Genomic DNA, 14,016 nt, shown 5'->3' with positions numbered 1-14,016 from the left:
AAGGAAGACACTGCGATGAGTTGGACTGGCAAACTGGAGTTCGGCAGCTCGTGGGTCGCTTTTCGTGGTCGGGCTGCGGACAACACGACACATGCTCATGCTGCGCTGCAGCTTACGCTGTCGGCCGACGGACAAGTCACGATACGCGGCGCCACCGGCACATTTTCCGGTCCTGCGCTCTTGGTCGCGCCGGGCGCGCCCCACGCCATTCACGCGACCGGCATCATTACATTGTTGCTGATTGAACCGCAGTCGCCAATAGCATGTTTATTGGCAGGCCCCACGCTGCAAGGGATTGCCCTTCTTCCTGCGTCATTGTTCGATCTGGTCGATTTGGACGCACCGCTCGCCAGCTGTATCGAACGGCTGCTTGGCAAAGTGCCGACACCCACGCCAGTGCTCGACGCCAGATTGGCGGCAGCGCTGCAATGCCTCGCGCTCGACACAAGCGCGGCTGCAGTCGCGCGCGCGGCAGGTGCCGTGGGTTTGTCCACATCCCGTTTGCGCGCGTTGGCCACCCAAGAACTGGGCATTCCCCTGGCGGGTTGGGTGATGTGGCGCAAGCTGGAGCGGGCTGGTAGAAGCCTGTCAGGCGGCGCCAGCCTGGCCGAGGCGGCGTTTGAGGCCGGCTTTGCCGATCAAGCCCATTTCACCCGCACCATGCGAAAGGTGCTGGGGATCACGCCCAGAATGCTCAGCCTATTGTCACGCTAGCGCAGGCGAATTGTTCAATACAGGGATTGGTTCCAGTGTCAGAATTCAGCCAAGCCTTCCTATATCCTGCTGCTGGAGATTCTCATGCCAAATTCCGTCAAACACGCTTTTAAAACTGAAATGGCGACGGCCCACGCTGCGCGCCATTCTGGCGATCTCGACCTCGCGGTTTATCATCTCGAAAGAGCCCACATCATCGGGCAGCGCTATTTTTTCGCGCACATGGTCACGCACCTTCAGATGCTTCGGATCGCCCTAAGCCGCAGGCAATTCAACGAAATCCGAGGGCAGTTGGCCCGTCTGCTGGCAGTCGTGCCGGGCTATCTTTTCGGCTGGGTTCCGGTGGGTAATCCGGGGAGCGCCCGTGTGTCCGCGGTAAAGCCGATGCCCGTGCCGGATGACATGAAGGTTCACTTCGTTGGATACAGCTTGAGGCGTGAGATGGGTGTCCGGGCGGCGCTGCTCGTCGTCGGCGGTCTTGCCGCCGCGGGGCTTGCGTTGCAAAGCCATGCCAACGATGTTGCAGCCGTAGAGCAAGCCTGGAAAACGACGAAGGTGGCGCGGTTGGCCGATTTTGGAAGTACGAAATCGCTGGAGATCATCCCAATCGTGAATTGGCACATTCCAAAAGATTCAAGACCGAAGCAGGGGCTTCCTATCTCATCAAGACCGACCGGAACACGATTTTATTCGACGTCGGCTGGAACGCCTTGCGTGAAGAACCATCGCCGTTGCAGCACAATCTGCGTGAGCTCGGCGTTGCGCTGTCCGAGGTCGATACGATATTTCTCAGCCATGCCCATCGAGATCACACGGGTGGCGAGGACTGGGTAAAAGCAAACACATTCTCTCTGGGTAACGCGCAAGTCGACCTCCGAGGGAAGCGCGTTTTCGCGCCTGTACCGCTGTCGTATCCTGGCGTTGCGGTGACGACGATCGGGCACCCCGCTGCGCTGCTGGCGGGCGTGGCCAGCACCGGCCCGATCGCGCGCAAGCTTTTCATGGGGGCCATCGCGGAGCAGGCGCTGGTCATTAACGTGGAAGGCAAAGGACTGGTCGTCATTGTGGGATGCGGTCACCAGACGCTCCCAAAGCTCGTCAAGCGCCTGGAGGACGCCTTCGGCGCGCCATTGCATGGCTTGGTCGGCGATGTCTACTACCCGGTGCCGGCGGGGCGTTTGTTCGCTGGCGGGCTCGACCTGCAGAAACGGTTCGCGTCGGGCGATGGCTTTTTCTCCCCGATCACGGTCGATGACATCAATGCCGATTTGGCCCTGTTGGCGCAGAAGAAGATCGGGATACTGGCACTGGGAACCCACGATACCAGCGATGAAGCGATCGGCTATGCGGAGCGAAGGTTCGGTGATGCATTTCGTCGTGTGAGTGTAGGCACGCCGATCCGTATAGGTCGCCGCTAAATTTCGTCGGGAGGCGAGGGTTGAGATGATAAAGTGGAGCCAGTGACCGCTTTTGAATGGAAGGGATTTCCCCAGTCCCAGCGATAAGGCTGCTGGAGCAGGGAATTTCATGCTTGTGACTTTGGATTTGCTGCGCCCGGAAGAAATTAGCCGTTCCCAAATGCGAATAAAAAACCCAGTTCTACCTCTCAGCTCAATCGCTTTCGCCACCGCCCTCAGGACGGGGCATGGGCGTGCCATGCAACATGTCGAGCAGCATGGAACGAATGGTCTAGACGACAAAATCATTGAAGCATGCGTATCCTGTCTTTCCTTCGACCCTCAATGCGAGGCAGAGCGGGCACCATGGCTGTTTTCGATTGTTGATCGCGTTAAGCTGAATACCAAGCTGGTGCATGCGATCGAGGCGATGGTGCACCAGCCGCCGCCGGAGAACCATCGCGACATGGCTCAGCGCAGCGCAATCCTTAAAGAACTCGCCGCTGCCGGCTCGGACGACGCGAGACGGCTCCTGTATTCGTCGCTTGTTCGCTCGTCGTACACGGCGGATGTGTTTGCAGCCGATGAAATCGTCGCTCTCGACGGCAAGGACGGATTGATTTATGCCGCCAGGCAGTTCGGACGGTGGTTGCAGTCCGATCCCGACTTCTGGGTCGATGGCTACATCATTGAGCAGTTCGATAAAACGACAGGGACTGAGCGCGGACTTGCAGCATTGGAACGCGAGGCAGCATCCGATTCCGATGTTGCTAATTATCTGGCGGGCATCCGCAAGACACGCGAGAGCAGCGGCTCTTCAAGTCGTTTTGACGCCACTTCCTATACAGGCGCGGAGATCGTGGCTCTCGTCCAGAAGAATCCGAGGGACCAATGCCATTGGTTCAGGCGGTGGAGTGCCCAGGCCGGCAGCGAGCAATGCGAGACGGTCTTCGCAGCGCTGCTGGCGTCGGACGAGCCAGAGCATGTAAAACGACTGTTCAGATGCTTTGCAAAAACTGGCTTGCCGCGATTCGACAATCGCATGCTTCGATGGCTTACCCATTCCGACGAACAGGTCCGGTGGGCGGCCGTGAAGGCCCTCGCCCCCATCACGCACGGCGAATTGCGACAAGCGGGCAAGCAATTGATCGCCGATGGCGACATCGCAAACGGCGTCGCGCTGCTGGTCAACAATTTTGAAGCGGGCGATTTTTCAATCTGCGCGGGCCACCTGGCAGGGCTCGACGATGCTGACGAAAGGCACGACCTCGCCGGGAAACTTCTGGACTTGTGCGAAGCGCATCCTGGTGTTGGGGCGCTCGATTGCCTTCTTGAAGTATATGAACTTTCGCCATGCTCGACCTGCCGCAGGCAGGCCGTAAAGGCGCTGACCGACACGAACACGGCTCCGGCATGGGTGTTGGCAGAGTGCGCGTTCGACGCTGACCCCAGGACACGCGCACTTGCCGGGGTGGAGCGCTGCTCCACGTAGGCATGGTACTCGTGGGCGGGGTAGTACATTCACAGGCTTCGTGGAATTGGCCCCTTCAAAAGAGCGTAAGCTCAGCCTCAGCCTCCGCTTCCGTCGCCGTGTGATCCTCGCGGCAACTCCCCCCGCGCCAGCGCATCGGCCACTAAGGCGATGACGGGCAGGGCGCGCTCGTGCCAGTGGTCCATGGGCACGACCTCGGCGATGGAGTGGCGGCGCAGGCTGACGAAGCCGTGGACGACCGACCAAATCTGCATGGCGGCGTCGAGGCGCGCGGCGCCGCCGGTGCCGGCCGGCACAAGGCGTGCGATCAGCGCGTGCAGCATGTCGAAGGCGCGCGTCCCCACCGCGCTTGCCGCGGGGGACGGCGTGTAGGCGCTGTCGGACTTGCCGTAGATCAGATCGTAATGGGCCGGATAGCGCTCGGCGATCTCCAGGTAGTTGCTGCAGGCGTGCAGCAGCGCCGCCCGCGGGTCGGGGTCCTGGACGTCCATGCCACACACCACCCGCTCGAACCCCTCGGCGTACAAGGCGTCGAGGATGCCCTGCTTGCCCTGGAAGTGGTTGTAGATGCCGATGGTGGACATCTGGGCGCGCGCGGCGATGGCCCGCACGCTGAGGGCGTCGTAGCCCCCTTCGAGGAACAACTCCGATGAGGCGGCGAGGATGCGGGTCTTGGCGTCGTCCATGGGTGGCAGGAAGTGGCGGGGAAGAAAGTGGTGGCCGGGACGCCATTCTCGCTCAAAAAGGCTTGACGCCCAATAACAATGTTATTAACATCGGGAAATAACAGTGTTATTGATTGTTCTTCAACCCAGCCAACCGGAGTCAAGGCATGCCCGATCCCATCCATCTCGAAGCGGACTACCTGATCATCGGCGCCGGCGCCGTGGGCATGGCCTTCGCCGACACCCTGACCGCCGAGACCGACGCGACGGTCATCATCGTCGACCGCATGGCCAAGCCGGGCGGTCACTGGAACATCGCCTATCCCTTCGTCACCTTGCACCAGCCGTCCGCCTATTACGGCGTGAACTCGGTCGAACTGAGCAAGGGGCGCAAGGACCCGGCGGGCTGGAACCAGGGTCTGGGCGATCTGGCCAGCGGCACCGAGGTGCTGGCGTATTTCGAGGATGTGATGCGGCATCGCCTGCTGCCCAGCGGCCGGGTCCGGTATTTCCCGCTGTGCGACGTCGACGGCGAGGACGGCTTCGTGCACCGCCTGACCGGCCAGCGCTACACCGTGGACGTGCGCCGCAAGACGGTCGACGCGACCTGGCTCAAGACCACCGTTCCGGCCAATCACACGCCGGGTTTCACGGTCGGCGAGGGCGTGCGCTTCATGCCGGTGAACGACCTGCCCACGCTGTCCGGACAGCCCGAAGGCTACGTGGTGATTGGTGGCGGCAAGACCGGCATCGACGCCTGCCTGTGGCTGCTCGCGCAAGGGGTGGACCCGGACCACATCCGCTGGATCATGCCGCGCGATGCCTGGCTGCTTGACCGCCAGAATACCCAGGCGACCGACGAGTTCTTCGGCAGCACGGTGGGCGGCATCGCGGCCCAATACGAAGCTGCTGCGGCCGCAACGAGCATCGAGGATCTGTTCGACCGGCTCGAAGCGAGCGGCGCGCTGCTGCGCATCGATCCGGCCGTGCGCCCGCGCATGTTCCACGGCGCCACGGTGAGCGCGATGGAGTTGGAACAGTTGCGCCGGATCCGCAACATCGTCCGCATGGGCCGGGTGCAGCGCATCGAGCGCGACCGCATCGTGCTCGCACAGGGCCAACTCCCCACCAGTGCGGGCCACGTGCACGTGGACTGCTCGGCCAGTGCCATCGGCAACCTGAGCATAAAACCCGTGTTCGAGGGTAAGCGCATCACGGCGCAAACGGTGCGCTCGTACCAGCCCGTCTTCAGCGCCGCCTTCGTCGCCCACGTCGAGGCCGCCTACGAGGACGAGGCGCACAAGAACCGCCTTTGCGGCGTGGTGCCGCTGCCCAATCACGACACCGATTGGATCCGCATGACACTGGCCATGTCGCTCAACCAGCATCATTGGTCGAAGGAGCCCGGCATTGGCCGCTGGCTGGTGGCAAGCCGTCTTGACGCCCTCGCCAAAATGCTCAAGCGCATCCAGCCCCACGAGACCGACAAGCAGGCCATCGTCGCGCGCCTGCAGCGCGCGGCACCGGCCGCCATGTCCAACCTGCAGCGCCTCGCTGCCGAAATCGCCTGATAGTTTTTCCATCCCTAACTTGGAGATCCCCATGTCACAGTTTCAGATCGACCGTCAGAACTTCGCCAATGGCCGCGTGGTGGAGGACGGCCTCGCCGAAGCGCCGCTCGCCCCGGGCGCGGCGCGGGTGCGCATCGAGCGCTTCGGCTACTCGTCCAACAACCTCACCTATGCGGTCACCGGCGAAATGCTCGGCTACTGGGGCTTCTTCCCCCCGGCCGAGGCCGATGCCCAAGGCTGGGGCATGACCCCGACCTGGGGCTTCGGCACGGTGGAAGCGTCGGATTGCGCCGAGATTGCGGTGGGCGAGCGCCTGTTCGGCTTCTTTGCGCCGGCCACCCACGTCGACCTGTTGCCGCAGGGCGTGAAGCGGCATGCCCTGTTCGACGGTTCGGCGCACCGCGCCCATCTGCCGCCGGCTTACAACCGCTACAGCCGCGTGGCGGCCGAACCGGGCTACGACGCGGCGCAGGACGAGGCGCGCATGCTGCTGACCCCGCTCTATATCACCGGCTTCGCAATTGCCGCCTGGCTGGGCGAGCAGGGCCATTTCGGCGCCCGCCGGGTGCTGCTGCTGAGTGCGAGCAGCAAGACCAGCATCGGCCTGGCCTATGCGCTGGCCGAGAACGGCGACGCGCCTCCCGTGGTCGGTGCCACATCTGGGCGCAACCGCGATTTCGTCGCCGGGCTGGGTCTGTACGCCGAGACGGTGGACTACGACGCCCTGGAGGATCTGGACCCGTCCATCCCGACCGTGGTGGTCGACATGGCTGGCAATCCGGCCCTGCGCGCCCGACTGCACGCCCACCTGGGCGGTGCGCTGCTGCGTTGTGTGCTGGTCGGTATGACCCACTGGGAACAGGGCACGGTGAACGGCGACGCCGAGGCGGACACCGAGTTCTTCTTCGCCCCGACCCATGTGGAACGCTTCCGCAAAAGCTGGGGCGATGCCGTGTTCGCACAGCGCACCGGGGCCTTCCTGGCGCAGTCGATCGGGCGCAGCCTGAGCTGGCTGCGCTTCACCCGGGTGGTCGGTCTGGCCGGGTTGGCAGAGGTGCACCCGGCAGTGTGCGCGGGAACGGTGCCGCCCGAGCAGGGGCTGATCGTCGCACCGTGACGAGGCAGGGGCGGCACGATTTTCGCGGGAACGCAGCCCATTCTTTAGTGGGCTATTTTTCGGATATGATGCCCAAGTGCTGCGCTCCACGTCATCGTGGCAGAGACACATCCGAACCCGCCCGCATCCATGACATATCGCCTTTTCATATTCGATTTTGATGGCACCCTCGCCGATTCCTTCCCCTTCTTTAGCCGGGTCTTCAACCAGATTGCCGACGAATATGGATTCAAGCGAATCGATCCCGAGCTCGCCCATACTTACCGCCATTTAACTCCCCAGCAGATGATGCGCGAGGTGGCCATGCCGACATGGAAGCTCCCGGCAATCGCTAAACGCTTTATCGGACTGATGAACCAGAACGCGGCGGGCATCTCGCTATTCGATGGCGTCGACGAGATGCTCGTGGAGCTTGCGCACAAGGGCGCGGTGCTGGCCATCGTCTCCTCCAACTCCGAGCAGAATGTGCGGCAGATCCTGGGGGAGGCGAATGCGCGTCATTTCTCCCAGTTCGAATGCGGCATGTCGATGTTCGGAAAAGCTTCGCGAATTCGGAAAGTGATGAAGGCCGCCGCCATTCCGGGCCGCGAAGTAATCTGTATCGGCGATCAGGTGACGGACCTGGAGGCGGCGCACAAGGAGCAGGTCGCATTCGGGGCGGTCACCTGGGGGTATGGCGCGATCGAATCCATGAGGCCGCATCTGCCCGCTCAGGAATTCGACACCGTCGCATCGATTGCCCGGGCGGCGGCCTGATGCCGGAGAGAGAACTTCACGGCGATCAATTTCTCATTTCGCTGGCAAGAAACGGGTAGATCGCCAGCCCGCCGGCATCCTATGCTGAAGATCCTCAATCACTTCAGCAGAAGGAACCTTATGCATCAGCTATCAGGAAAAGTGGCGATCGTCACTGGCGCAAGTTCGGGCATCGGCTACGAGACGGCAAAATTATTCGCACGTCAAGGTGCAAAAGTGGTCGTCACAGCGCGCCGCGCGGCCGAACTCAATACGCTCGTTGCAGAGATCAAGCGTCACGGTGGCGAAGCGATCGCCATCGCCGGCGACATCCGGGACGAGCATCTCGCGCGCGCCTTGGTGGAAGCGGCGGTCGACCACTTCGGCGGGCTCGATATCGCCTTTAACAATGCTGGCACAACCGGCGACGCCGCACCGGTGGCTGACATTTCCGCGGACGCTTGGCAATCCGTGCTCGACACCAATCTGACCAGCGCTTTCCTCGGCGCAAAATACCAGCTGCCTGCAATGGTCGCGCGCGGTGGGGGCTCCATCATCTTCACCTCGACCTTTGTTGGCAGCACGGTCGGCTTTCCAGGGATGGGCGCGTATGCCGCCAGCAAGGCCGGGATGATCGGTCTGATGCAGGTCATCGCCGTCGAGTATGCTAGGCACGGCATCCGCGCCAACGCGCTGCTTCCTGGCGGCACCGACACACCAATGGGCCGCGGGACCGCCAACACGCCCGAAGCCCGCGCCTTCGTTGAAGGGTTGTATGCGCTCAAGCGACTTGCCCAGCCGGAAGAGATCGCTCAATCGGCACTACCTGGCGTCCGATGCTTCAAGCTTTAGCACGGGATCGAGCCTGATGGTCGATGGTGGCGTGTCCATTAACCGTACCTGACGGGGCAGGCGTGCAAACAGGCTCGGCCAAACGATTAGAATAGAACTTGTGCGCACGTCGTCTGCCCCGGCGCCCTTATGAACATGACTGGCGTCGCCGCACGCGCTAATTGCTCTCACCCTGATGCCGCGATCTGCGGGTTGCCCATCTTTTGTGACGTCTGCCTCCGGCCAGCAGCCGTCATTGGAAAACATGAGAGCTCAGCGGAGGATGCGTTAAAATTTGAGGAAACTTGTTCGACTTTCATGTCAGAGCACTTACCCTTAAGCACAATTAGCTGCTTGAAAACGGAACGCAAAATTGGCTGGACGCGGTTCGCGCCCAAGGGATACCAACCCCTCACCCCGCATTTTTTTGGATCTCCTATGAAAAAACTTGGTAAGTTCGCGCAGCTATTGTTCGCCATCGCGCCAGCGGTAGTATTCAGTAACTCCACGTACGCATTTTCAAAAGAACCAATTCCCGCTGCGCCTGCAGCGACGGTAAGCAGCACCTCATCCGCTGGCTTCTCCGCATCCAATGCGGTCGCCCTGGACGTAGCACTGCGTACTGCAGCGCTAAAGGCTGGTGTGGTTTCCATGTCGGCAGCCATCGCGATCGGGGGTGAGCTCAGATGGGCCGGATCCTTTGGATGGGCTGACATTGAAGGTCGTGCGCTTGCATCGCCCTCCACGCGCTACCGCACGGGCAGTGTGGCAAAACCGATCACGGCCATGGCGATGATGCGGTTAGTAGACCGTAGACTACTGGAACTGGATACACCGTTGGGTACGAGCATCGCCGGGCTTTCGGAGGAGTCGCGCCGAATCACTCCACGGCAACTGGCGGCCCATGTTTCCGGCATACGTCACTACTCGTTAATGGAAATATTGTCCAGCTCAGTAGGATTGAATGGCCCTAAGCACTATGCAAGCGTCGCCGAAGGTTTGGATAGTTTTATTGGCGATGGATTACGGTTTTCACCTGGTACCAAATTCCTCTATTCGACGTGGGGCTACTCGCTGTTGTCACGCAAACTCGAATTAGCCGCGGGTTCTACCTTCCCGCAGCTATTGCACACATTTGTTTTTGAACCCTGTGCCATGCAGGATACGGCGGTCGACGGAATTGCCCCCATGAAGGCACGTGCGCGCTTCTATCAAGCGGAGGGTGGAATCTACAAATTGGCAGACCCCATAGACACCAGCAATCGCATTGCCGGAGGCGGTCTCGTGTCAACACCGTCAGATTTCGTGCGTCTTGCCATTTGTGCTGAAAAAGATAGCTTTCTGTCGCAGGCGGCGCGCAAGACGATGTGGACGCCGGTCATATTGGCAGACGGCCAGGCAAATGAACAAAATTATGCGTTGGGGTGGCGGATCGACACCTCGACCAGGATGTTCGGCAAAGACAAGCCTACGGCTATCATCCACCACGGTGGACAGCAAGAGGGCGGTGCCAGTTTCTTGGTCATCGCACCTGCTTTAGGTGTAGCGGTGGCAGTGATGACCAATTCTGGAACTGGCGCCGCGCGCGAAGCTGTGCAAGACACGGCTTATGAACTGGTTCGCCAACTCAAGGGTGTTGACAACTCAGGGCAATTGGCTGGGCCGTCCAAGTAACAGCGAAGCGGAACCGTTCGGCGAGGTGTTGCCCGCATCGGCCTCGACGCCCAGGATGCGCTTCAATTTGGTCCATTTGTCCGTGGGTTCTGGGCACGTCAGGCCTAGTGGAGTATCGCCTTCGTGAGGTTCTCTTGGTGTGACGCATTTCCGCGTTGGGGCGGCAGCGACCGACATCGGCCGCCGCACCGCAACCGTCGAGTACAATCGGCAGGACTCGGCCAGCAGCGGACGTTGACAGCCGTAAATTTAAAGAACTTTTTCATCAAAATAGGTTAAAGGCTCAATATGGCAGGCGCCACCGCAGAAGTGTTGCTGCGTCAATCCATTTCCGACGGTGAGCGTGAGCTGATTGAAAACTATATTCGAACAGCGGCATCTTCAGTTGAGGGGAAGTCCTTCTGGATTGCAGGACGACCCTTTGTTTGGTACGACGGGCCTGCCGACGAGGAAGAGCTTGCGCTCGATATTTTGGGTTTGAATCCTTGTGGCGTGGTCGGTTTTTGCGCCATGAGCCGTGGACCTGTATCAGAAGCCTATCTTGCGATGCTCGTGGCGCATATTGCACAGAAACTCGACGGTGTGGTTGCATTGGGCGGCCACATCAAGTCGTTCGCTGATGACGGCATTTTAGTTATGGAGGGGCGATTCGAAGGCGCATATGGCGACTACGTCACCCCCGAGTTTCTTTATCATTGGATTGGTCATCCGAAGTTCCGGATGATAAATTGAAGCCCGCATTTACATGACTGTATACGGCCAGAAGCGGCCAGTGACGCCCCCCGCTGGCGACGCTCGGGCCATCGGTGGGCGCGCTAAAATCCGAGGCATAGGCAGTCGCCGAAATGCCCTGTTTCCAGGACTTTTTCTTTTAAAAGATGTAGGGATGGTGAAATGAATGAGTTCCAATTCTTAGCAGATGAAGTCTTTGTCATCTATCACCAGGGCATCGTGTTTCGGGGGAAGGTCGTGGCTGGGTGCGTTGCTACCGGCGCCCGCGTGTTAATTCGATCCCGGAATGCTGAGCTTGAGGCAACGGTCGGGGCAGTTGAACTAGACCGGCAACTCGTACCCACGTCAGTAGCCGGGCCTGACATTGGCCTTCTTCTCACTGATTTCGACCGTGAGTCCGTCAACGATCGCATCCGGCTTCCTATGGACGAAACAAATTGGAACAATGTGCCTTCGATCGAGTGTGACCTCGATATCGTTTTTCCCGTTACCGTCCGGGCGAAGGGTGAGTGACACTCCGCAGTGTCCAGGTCTGCCAGGTAGCGCAGATGAAGTGATCATGAACGTCCCTGCTGCAAGCGCCGGGGCGCGCCAATCCGAAACCCGAACGTATTCAGCAATGCTCACCGTCTGGTAGGAACAGCCTGAGTCCATCATGCAGGCTTTGAGTGGCGGCTTCGGGGCGGCAGCCGTCGAGCTCCTGCGCGGCAATCACGGTCGAGTACAATCGACAGCTGCCGGCCAGGAGCGGACGCTCAAGTGCCTCGCCCTATACGTTTTTTCCTGTGGCGTTCGGCCTAAGTCTGAGCGGCAGCAACGGGATATTTTTTTCGCTGGCGGCCTGCCGCACAGCTCTGCGTTGGGCTTCATGAAAGTTGACTCATTCAGGGCTGTTGGTATTGCTAAGTTCGGTGAGTTCCGAGCCGCTCTAGTCAATATTCTTGGGCATCCCTTGAGTGAAGGGTTCTCTCGCATCGGAGACCTGGAGCTACGGTATCAGAACGCAATCTATCGTTTTGATTCCACCAGAGTGTTAGCGGAAATCACTTTCGACGCTCCCGAAATTGAGTTCGCGTCGGATACCGTCGGCTTCGCGAATTTGGCAGAATATTTGGCTGCACGAGACAGTGACTTATTCGAAAGAGTCGGTTTTATTGTTAGCCCCGCTTATGGCATTGCTTTTGATCCGAATTTTCCTTCATGGGTGACAGCATTCCCGGTCGAAAGTATTCCGCTCTGGCGAGAAATTAGGTGAGACAATTGCCCAACCTAGCAGTCAACTGGACTGCCTGCACGCTGCGCGTTCTGGCAGCCAGTTACTTTGAACGTCAGGAATCACATGAGAACCCTTCTTATCAAACAAGCTTTTTTAATACTGGCCTTATTTAGTCTGCCGGTGCCAGCTTTGGCGCACGGCGACGCCGGCTACGGAGCCATAGGACTAATTGGGTGGCCAGTTGTCGTTGTAGTTTGCACTCTTCTGGCACGAAGGGGCCTTCGGCTTCTTGCCTTCTTTCTAAGCGCAGCGTTCTATCCGCTATCTATTTACATTGCAAACTCAGCTTTTCTGGGTTTAAAAAAAGCTGGAAAAGTTTTGTCGAGTAATGAAATCTATCTTACGGCAGGTTTCACGGCATCGTTCTGGGCCATGGTCATTATCGTCATGTTCATAGCCGTTCTAAGAAGAAATAGGAGGAGCATGGTAAGAGCCGCAAATATGGCGCGATCAGCCGGCCCTAACGACTAAGGTTAGATCGTGCGAGCGCAGCGATGCCACGATCTGCTACTGTGAGAGACGGCTCTGGGGCGATAGCGGACGTTCAAGTATGATGACATTTCCGGTCAGGGGCGGCCCTTCAATGAATTATATAGTCGAGGTGCCTAGATGCGCTTATGCACGATCTTCCTCATCGCATTAATCGTTCCAAAGCTTAGCCTTGCTGGGGGAACTTTAAGGACCGAAGTACTCAATCCGCTCATGCGGCAAATGCCTGAGGTCTGGGAATTGTCGCGTTCAAAGCAAATTTATCCGACTCAGCATATGCGGAGGTCCGGATAGGCCTGCATTTTGTTAATCTATCCGGCGGCAGGATTGGACCCTACACTATCAAGGCCACATCCAAAATAACCGGGAGGCCACTTGTTTTGGTGCTCTGTACACGAGTACGATTTTTGGATGGGGGAGGTCGAGAATTGCCCGAATCAAAAATCGAACAAGCAGCTAGATTCGAGGAGACATTGACTGGGGTGATGTTGAGGCAAATGCACGACTTTAATAAGGCAGTTTCGTGCTAATCTGACCGGCTTCAATGTACGAGACGACCACGCGTGTAGTTATAGCAACTAAGGACCTAAGTATGATTGCGAAATTATTTTTGATTGCCGCTGTTTTTTTTCGGCGTGGCCAGCGCATACGCGAATGCCGGTGTTTTGGAAGAGCGCGCCATTGCGGCAGCGCCGACAATCGACGCAGTTACAGATGCGCGGCCGCCTGCGCCGCCACCCACTGCTAGAGTCCTTCCGAATTCATGTCGACTTGTATATCCAAGGGAGGCCATTCTTTATGAACTGACCGGCGATGTACAAATCAAATTTTCGGTAGACGTCCTGGGGCAGCCTCAGAATCTCGCCATATCGGTTAGTAGTGGTTGGCAGTTGTTGGACAAGGCAACGCTTAATGGCTTTTCCCATTGCCGTTTTACGCCCGCAACACGCGATGGAAAGCCAGTGCAAGTTGAGAAGGAGATTGGTTATAGGTGGACCCTGGATTCGGACACGCCGAGTGTGCCACCAAAGCTGATTAAGGATAGCTGTTCCCCATCCAAAGAATTTACCGTCGCCGCAGAAAAAACTTCGCTGCCGCCAATACGACTGCGATTTTTATTGGATCCTGAAGGAAAGCCATATCGTACTGTCGTAGAGGGCTCGGTGAACCAGGATATTGATGCGTTAGCGATCAAGTTCATCGAAAATTGCCGGTATCAGCCGACCATTTTCGAAGGCAAGCCAGTGCCGAATACTGCGAATATCGGATTGCATTTGAACTAAGCTGCAGAGCTGGATGCAGGGCGGTTTCAAATTCCAAGCG

General features: G+C 58.9%; 13 protein-coding genes and 2 pseudogenes. 14 read left to right on the top strand and 1 reads right to left on the bottom strand.

Annotated elements, in window-relative coordinates:
* Positions 1-15: 15 nt before the first annotated feature.
* From C7C56_RS16740 to C7C56_RS16725, 4 genes and pseudogenes are all read left to right on the top strand, one after another.
* Entirely contained in the window at positions 16-714 is a 699-nt protein-coding gene (locus C7C56_RS16740; RefSeq protein WP_106758516.1) for a helix-turn-helix domain-containing protein, read from the top strand.
* A gap of 84 nt (positions 715-798) precedes the next feature.
* Positions 799-1,113: pseudogene (locus C7C56_RS29965) on the top strand (DUF3703 domain-containing protein); the annotation flags it as partial.
* Between the two features lie 215 nt (positions 1,114-1,328).
* A complete protein-coding gene (locus C7C56_RS16730; RefSeq protein WP_181373211.1) occupies positions 1,329-2,132 on the top strand; it encodes an MBL fold metallo-hydrolase in 804 nt (267 codons plus the stop codon).
* Positions 2,133-2,241: 109 nt separating this feature from the next.
* Positions 2,242-3,603, top strand: coding sequence for a hypothetical protein (locus tag C7C56_RS16725; RefSeq protein ID WP_219933172.1), 1,362 nt, complete (start codon positions 2,242-2,244; stop codon positions 3,601-3,603).
* A gap of 77 nt (positions 3,604-3,680) precedes the next feature.
* Here the strand turns inward: C7C56_RS16725 and C7C56_RS16720 are convergent, their stop codons facing one another.
* Positions 3,681-4,289 (bottom strand): TetR/AcrR family transcriptional regulator, encoded by a 609-nt coding sequence (locus tag C7C56_RS16720; RefSeq protein WP_106758514.1) that lies wholly within the window; start codon positions 4,287-4,289, stop codon positions 3,681-3,683.
* A 146-nt stretch (positions 4,290-4,435) separates the two neighbouring features.
* On the opposite strand from C7C56_RS16720, the gene C7C56_RS16715 reads away from it, so the two are divergent.
* From C7C56_RS16715 to C7C56_RS16675, 10 genes and pseudogenes are all read left to right on the top strand, one after another.
* Positions 4,436-5,839, top strand: a complete 1,404-nt coding sequence (locus C7C56_RS16715) for an NAD(P)-binding protein (protein ID WP_106758513.1) — start codon at positions 4,436-4,438, stop codon at positions 5,837-5,839.
* A gap of 31 nt (positions 5,840-5,870) precedes the next feature.
* On the top strand, positions 5,871-6,956 hold the full coding sequence (locus tag C7C56_RS16710; RefSeq protein ID WP_106758512.1) for a DUF2855 family protein: 1,086 nt from the start codon (positions 5,871-5,873) through the stop codon (positions 6,954-6,956).
* Positions 6,957-7,085: 129 nt separating this feature from the next.
* Positions 7,086-7,712 (top strand): HAD hydrolase-like protein, encoded by a 627-nt coding sequence (locus tag C7C56_RS16705; RefSeq protein ID WP_106758511.1) that lies wholly within the window; start codon positions 7,086-7,088, stop codon positions 7,710-7,712.
* A 120-nt stretch (positions 7,713-7,832) separates the two neighbouring features.
* A pseudogene (locus tag C7C56_RS16700) lies at positions 7,833-8,595 on the top strand (SDR family oxidoreductase).
* Between the two features lie 365 nt (positions 8,596-8,960).
* Positions 8,961-10,196, top strand: a complete 1,236-nt coding sequence (locus C7C56_RS16695) for a serine hydrolase domain-containing protein (protein WP_181373209.1) — start codon at positions 8,961-8,963, stop codon at positions 10,194-10,196.
* A 288-nt stretch (positions 10,197-10,484) separates the two neighbouring features.
* Positions 10,485-10,928 carry a DUF6368 family protein gene (locus C7C56_RS16690; RefSeq protein WP_106758509.1) on the top strand — a complete coding sequence of 148 codons (444 nt, stop codon included), beginning with the start codon at positions 10,485-10,487 and terminating at the stop codon, positions 10,926-10,928.
* A gap of 162 nt (positions 10,929-11,090) precedes the next feature.
* A complete protein-coding gene (locus C7C56_RS16685) occupies positions 11,091-11,441 on the top strand; it encodes a hypothetical protein (RefSeq protein ID WP_106758508.1) in 351 nt (116 codons plus the stop codon).
* Between the two features lie 142 nt (positions 11,442-11,583).
* Positions 11,584-12,183 (top strand): hypothetical protein, encoded by a 600-nt coding sequence (locus C7C56_RS16680; protein ID WP_106758507.1) that lies wholly within the window; start codon positions 11,584-11,586, stop codon positions 12,181-12,183.
* An 84-nt stretch (positions 12,184-12,267) separates the two neighbouring features.
* On the top strand, positions 12,268-12,675 hold the full coding sequence (locus C7C56_RS28255) for a hypothetical protein (protein ID WP_146204521.1): 408 nt from the start codon (positions 12,268-12,270) through the stop codon (positions 12,673-12,675).
* A 632-nt stretch (positions 12,676-13,307) separates the two neighbouring features.
* Positions 13,308-13,976 (top strand): TonB family protein, encoded by a 669-nt coding sequence (locus tag C7C56_RS16675; RefSeq protein ID WP_106758506.1) that lies wholly within the window; start codon positions 13,308-13,310, stop codon positions 13,974-13,976.
* The last annotated feature ends 40 nt before the right edge of the window (positions 13,977-14,016 follow it).

It is taken from the genome of Massilia glaciei (assembly GCF_003011895.2).
GTDB classification, from domain to species: Bacteria; Pseudomonadota; Gammaproteobacteria; order Burkholderiales; family Burkholderiaceae_D; genus Telluria_A; species Telluria_A glaciei.
The sequence above is the reverse complement of the archived record's forward strand: the minus strand, read 5'-3'. Positions and strand labels throughout refer to the sequence as shown.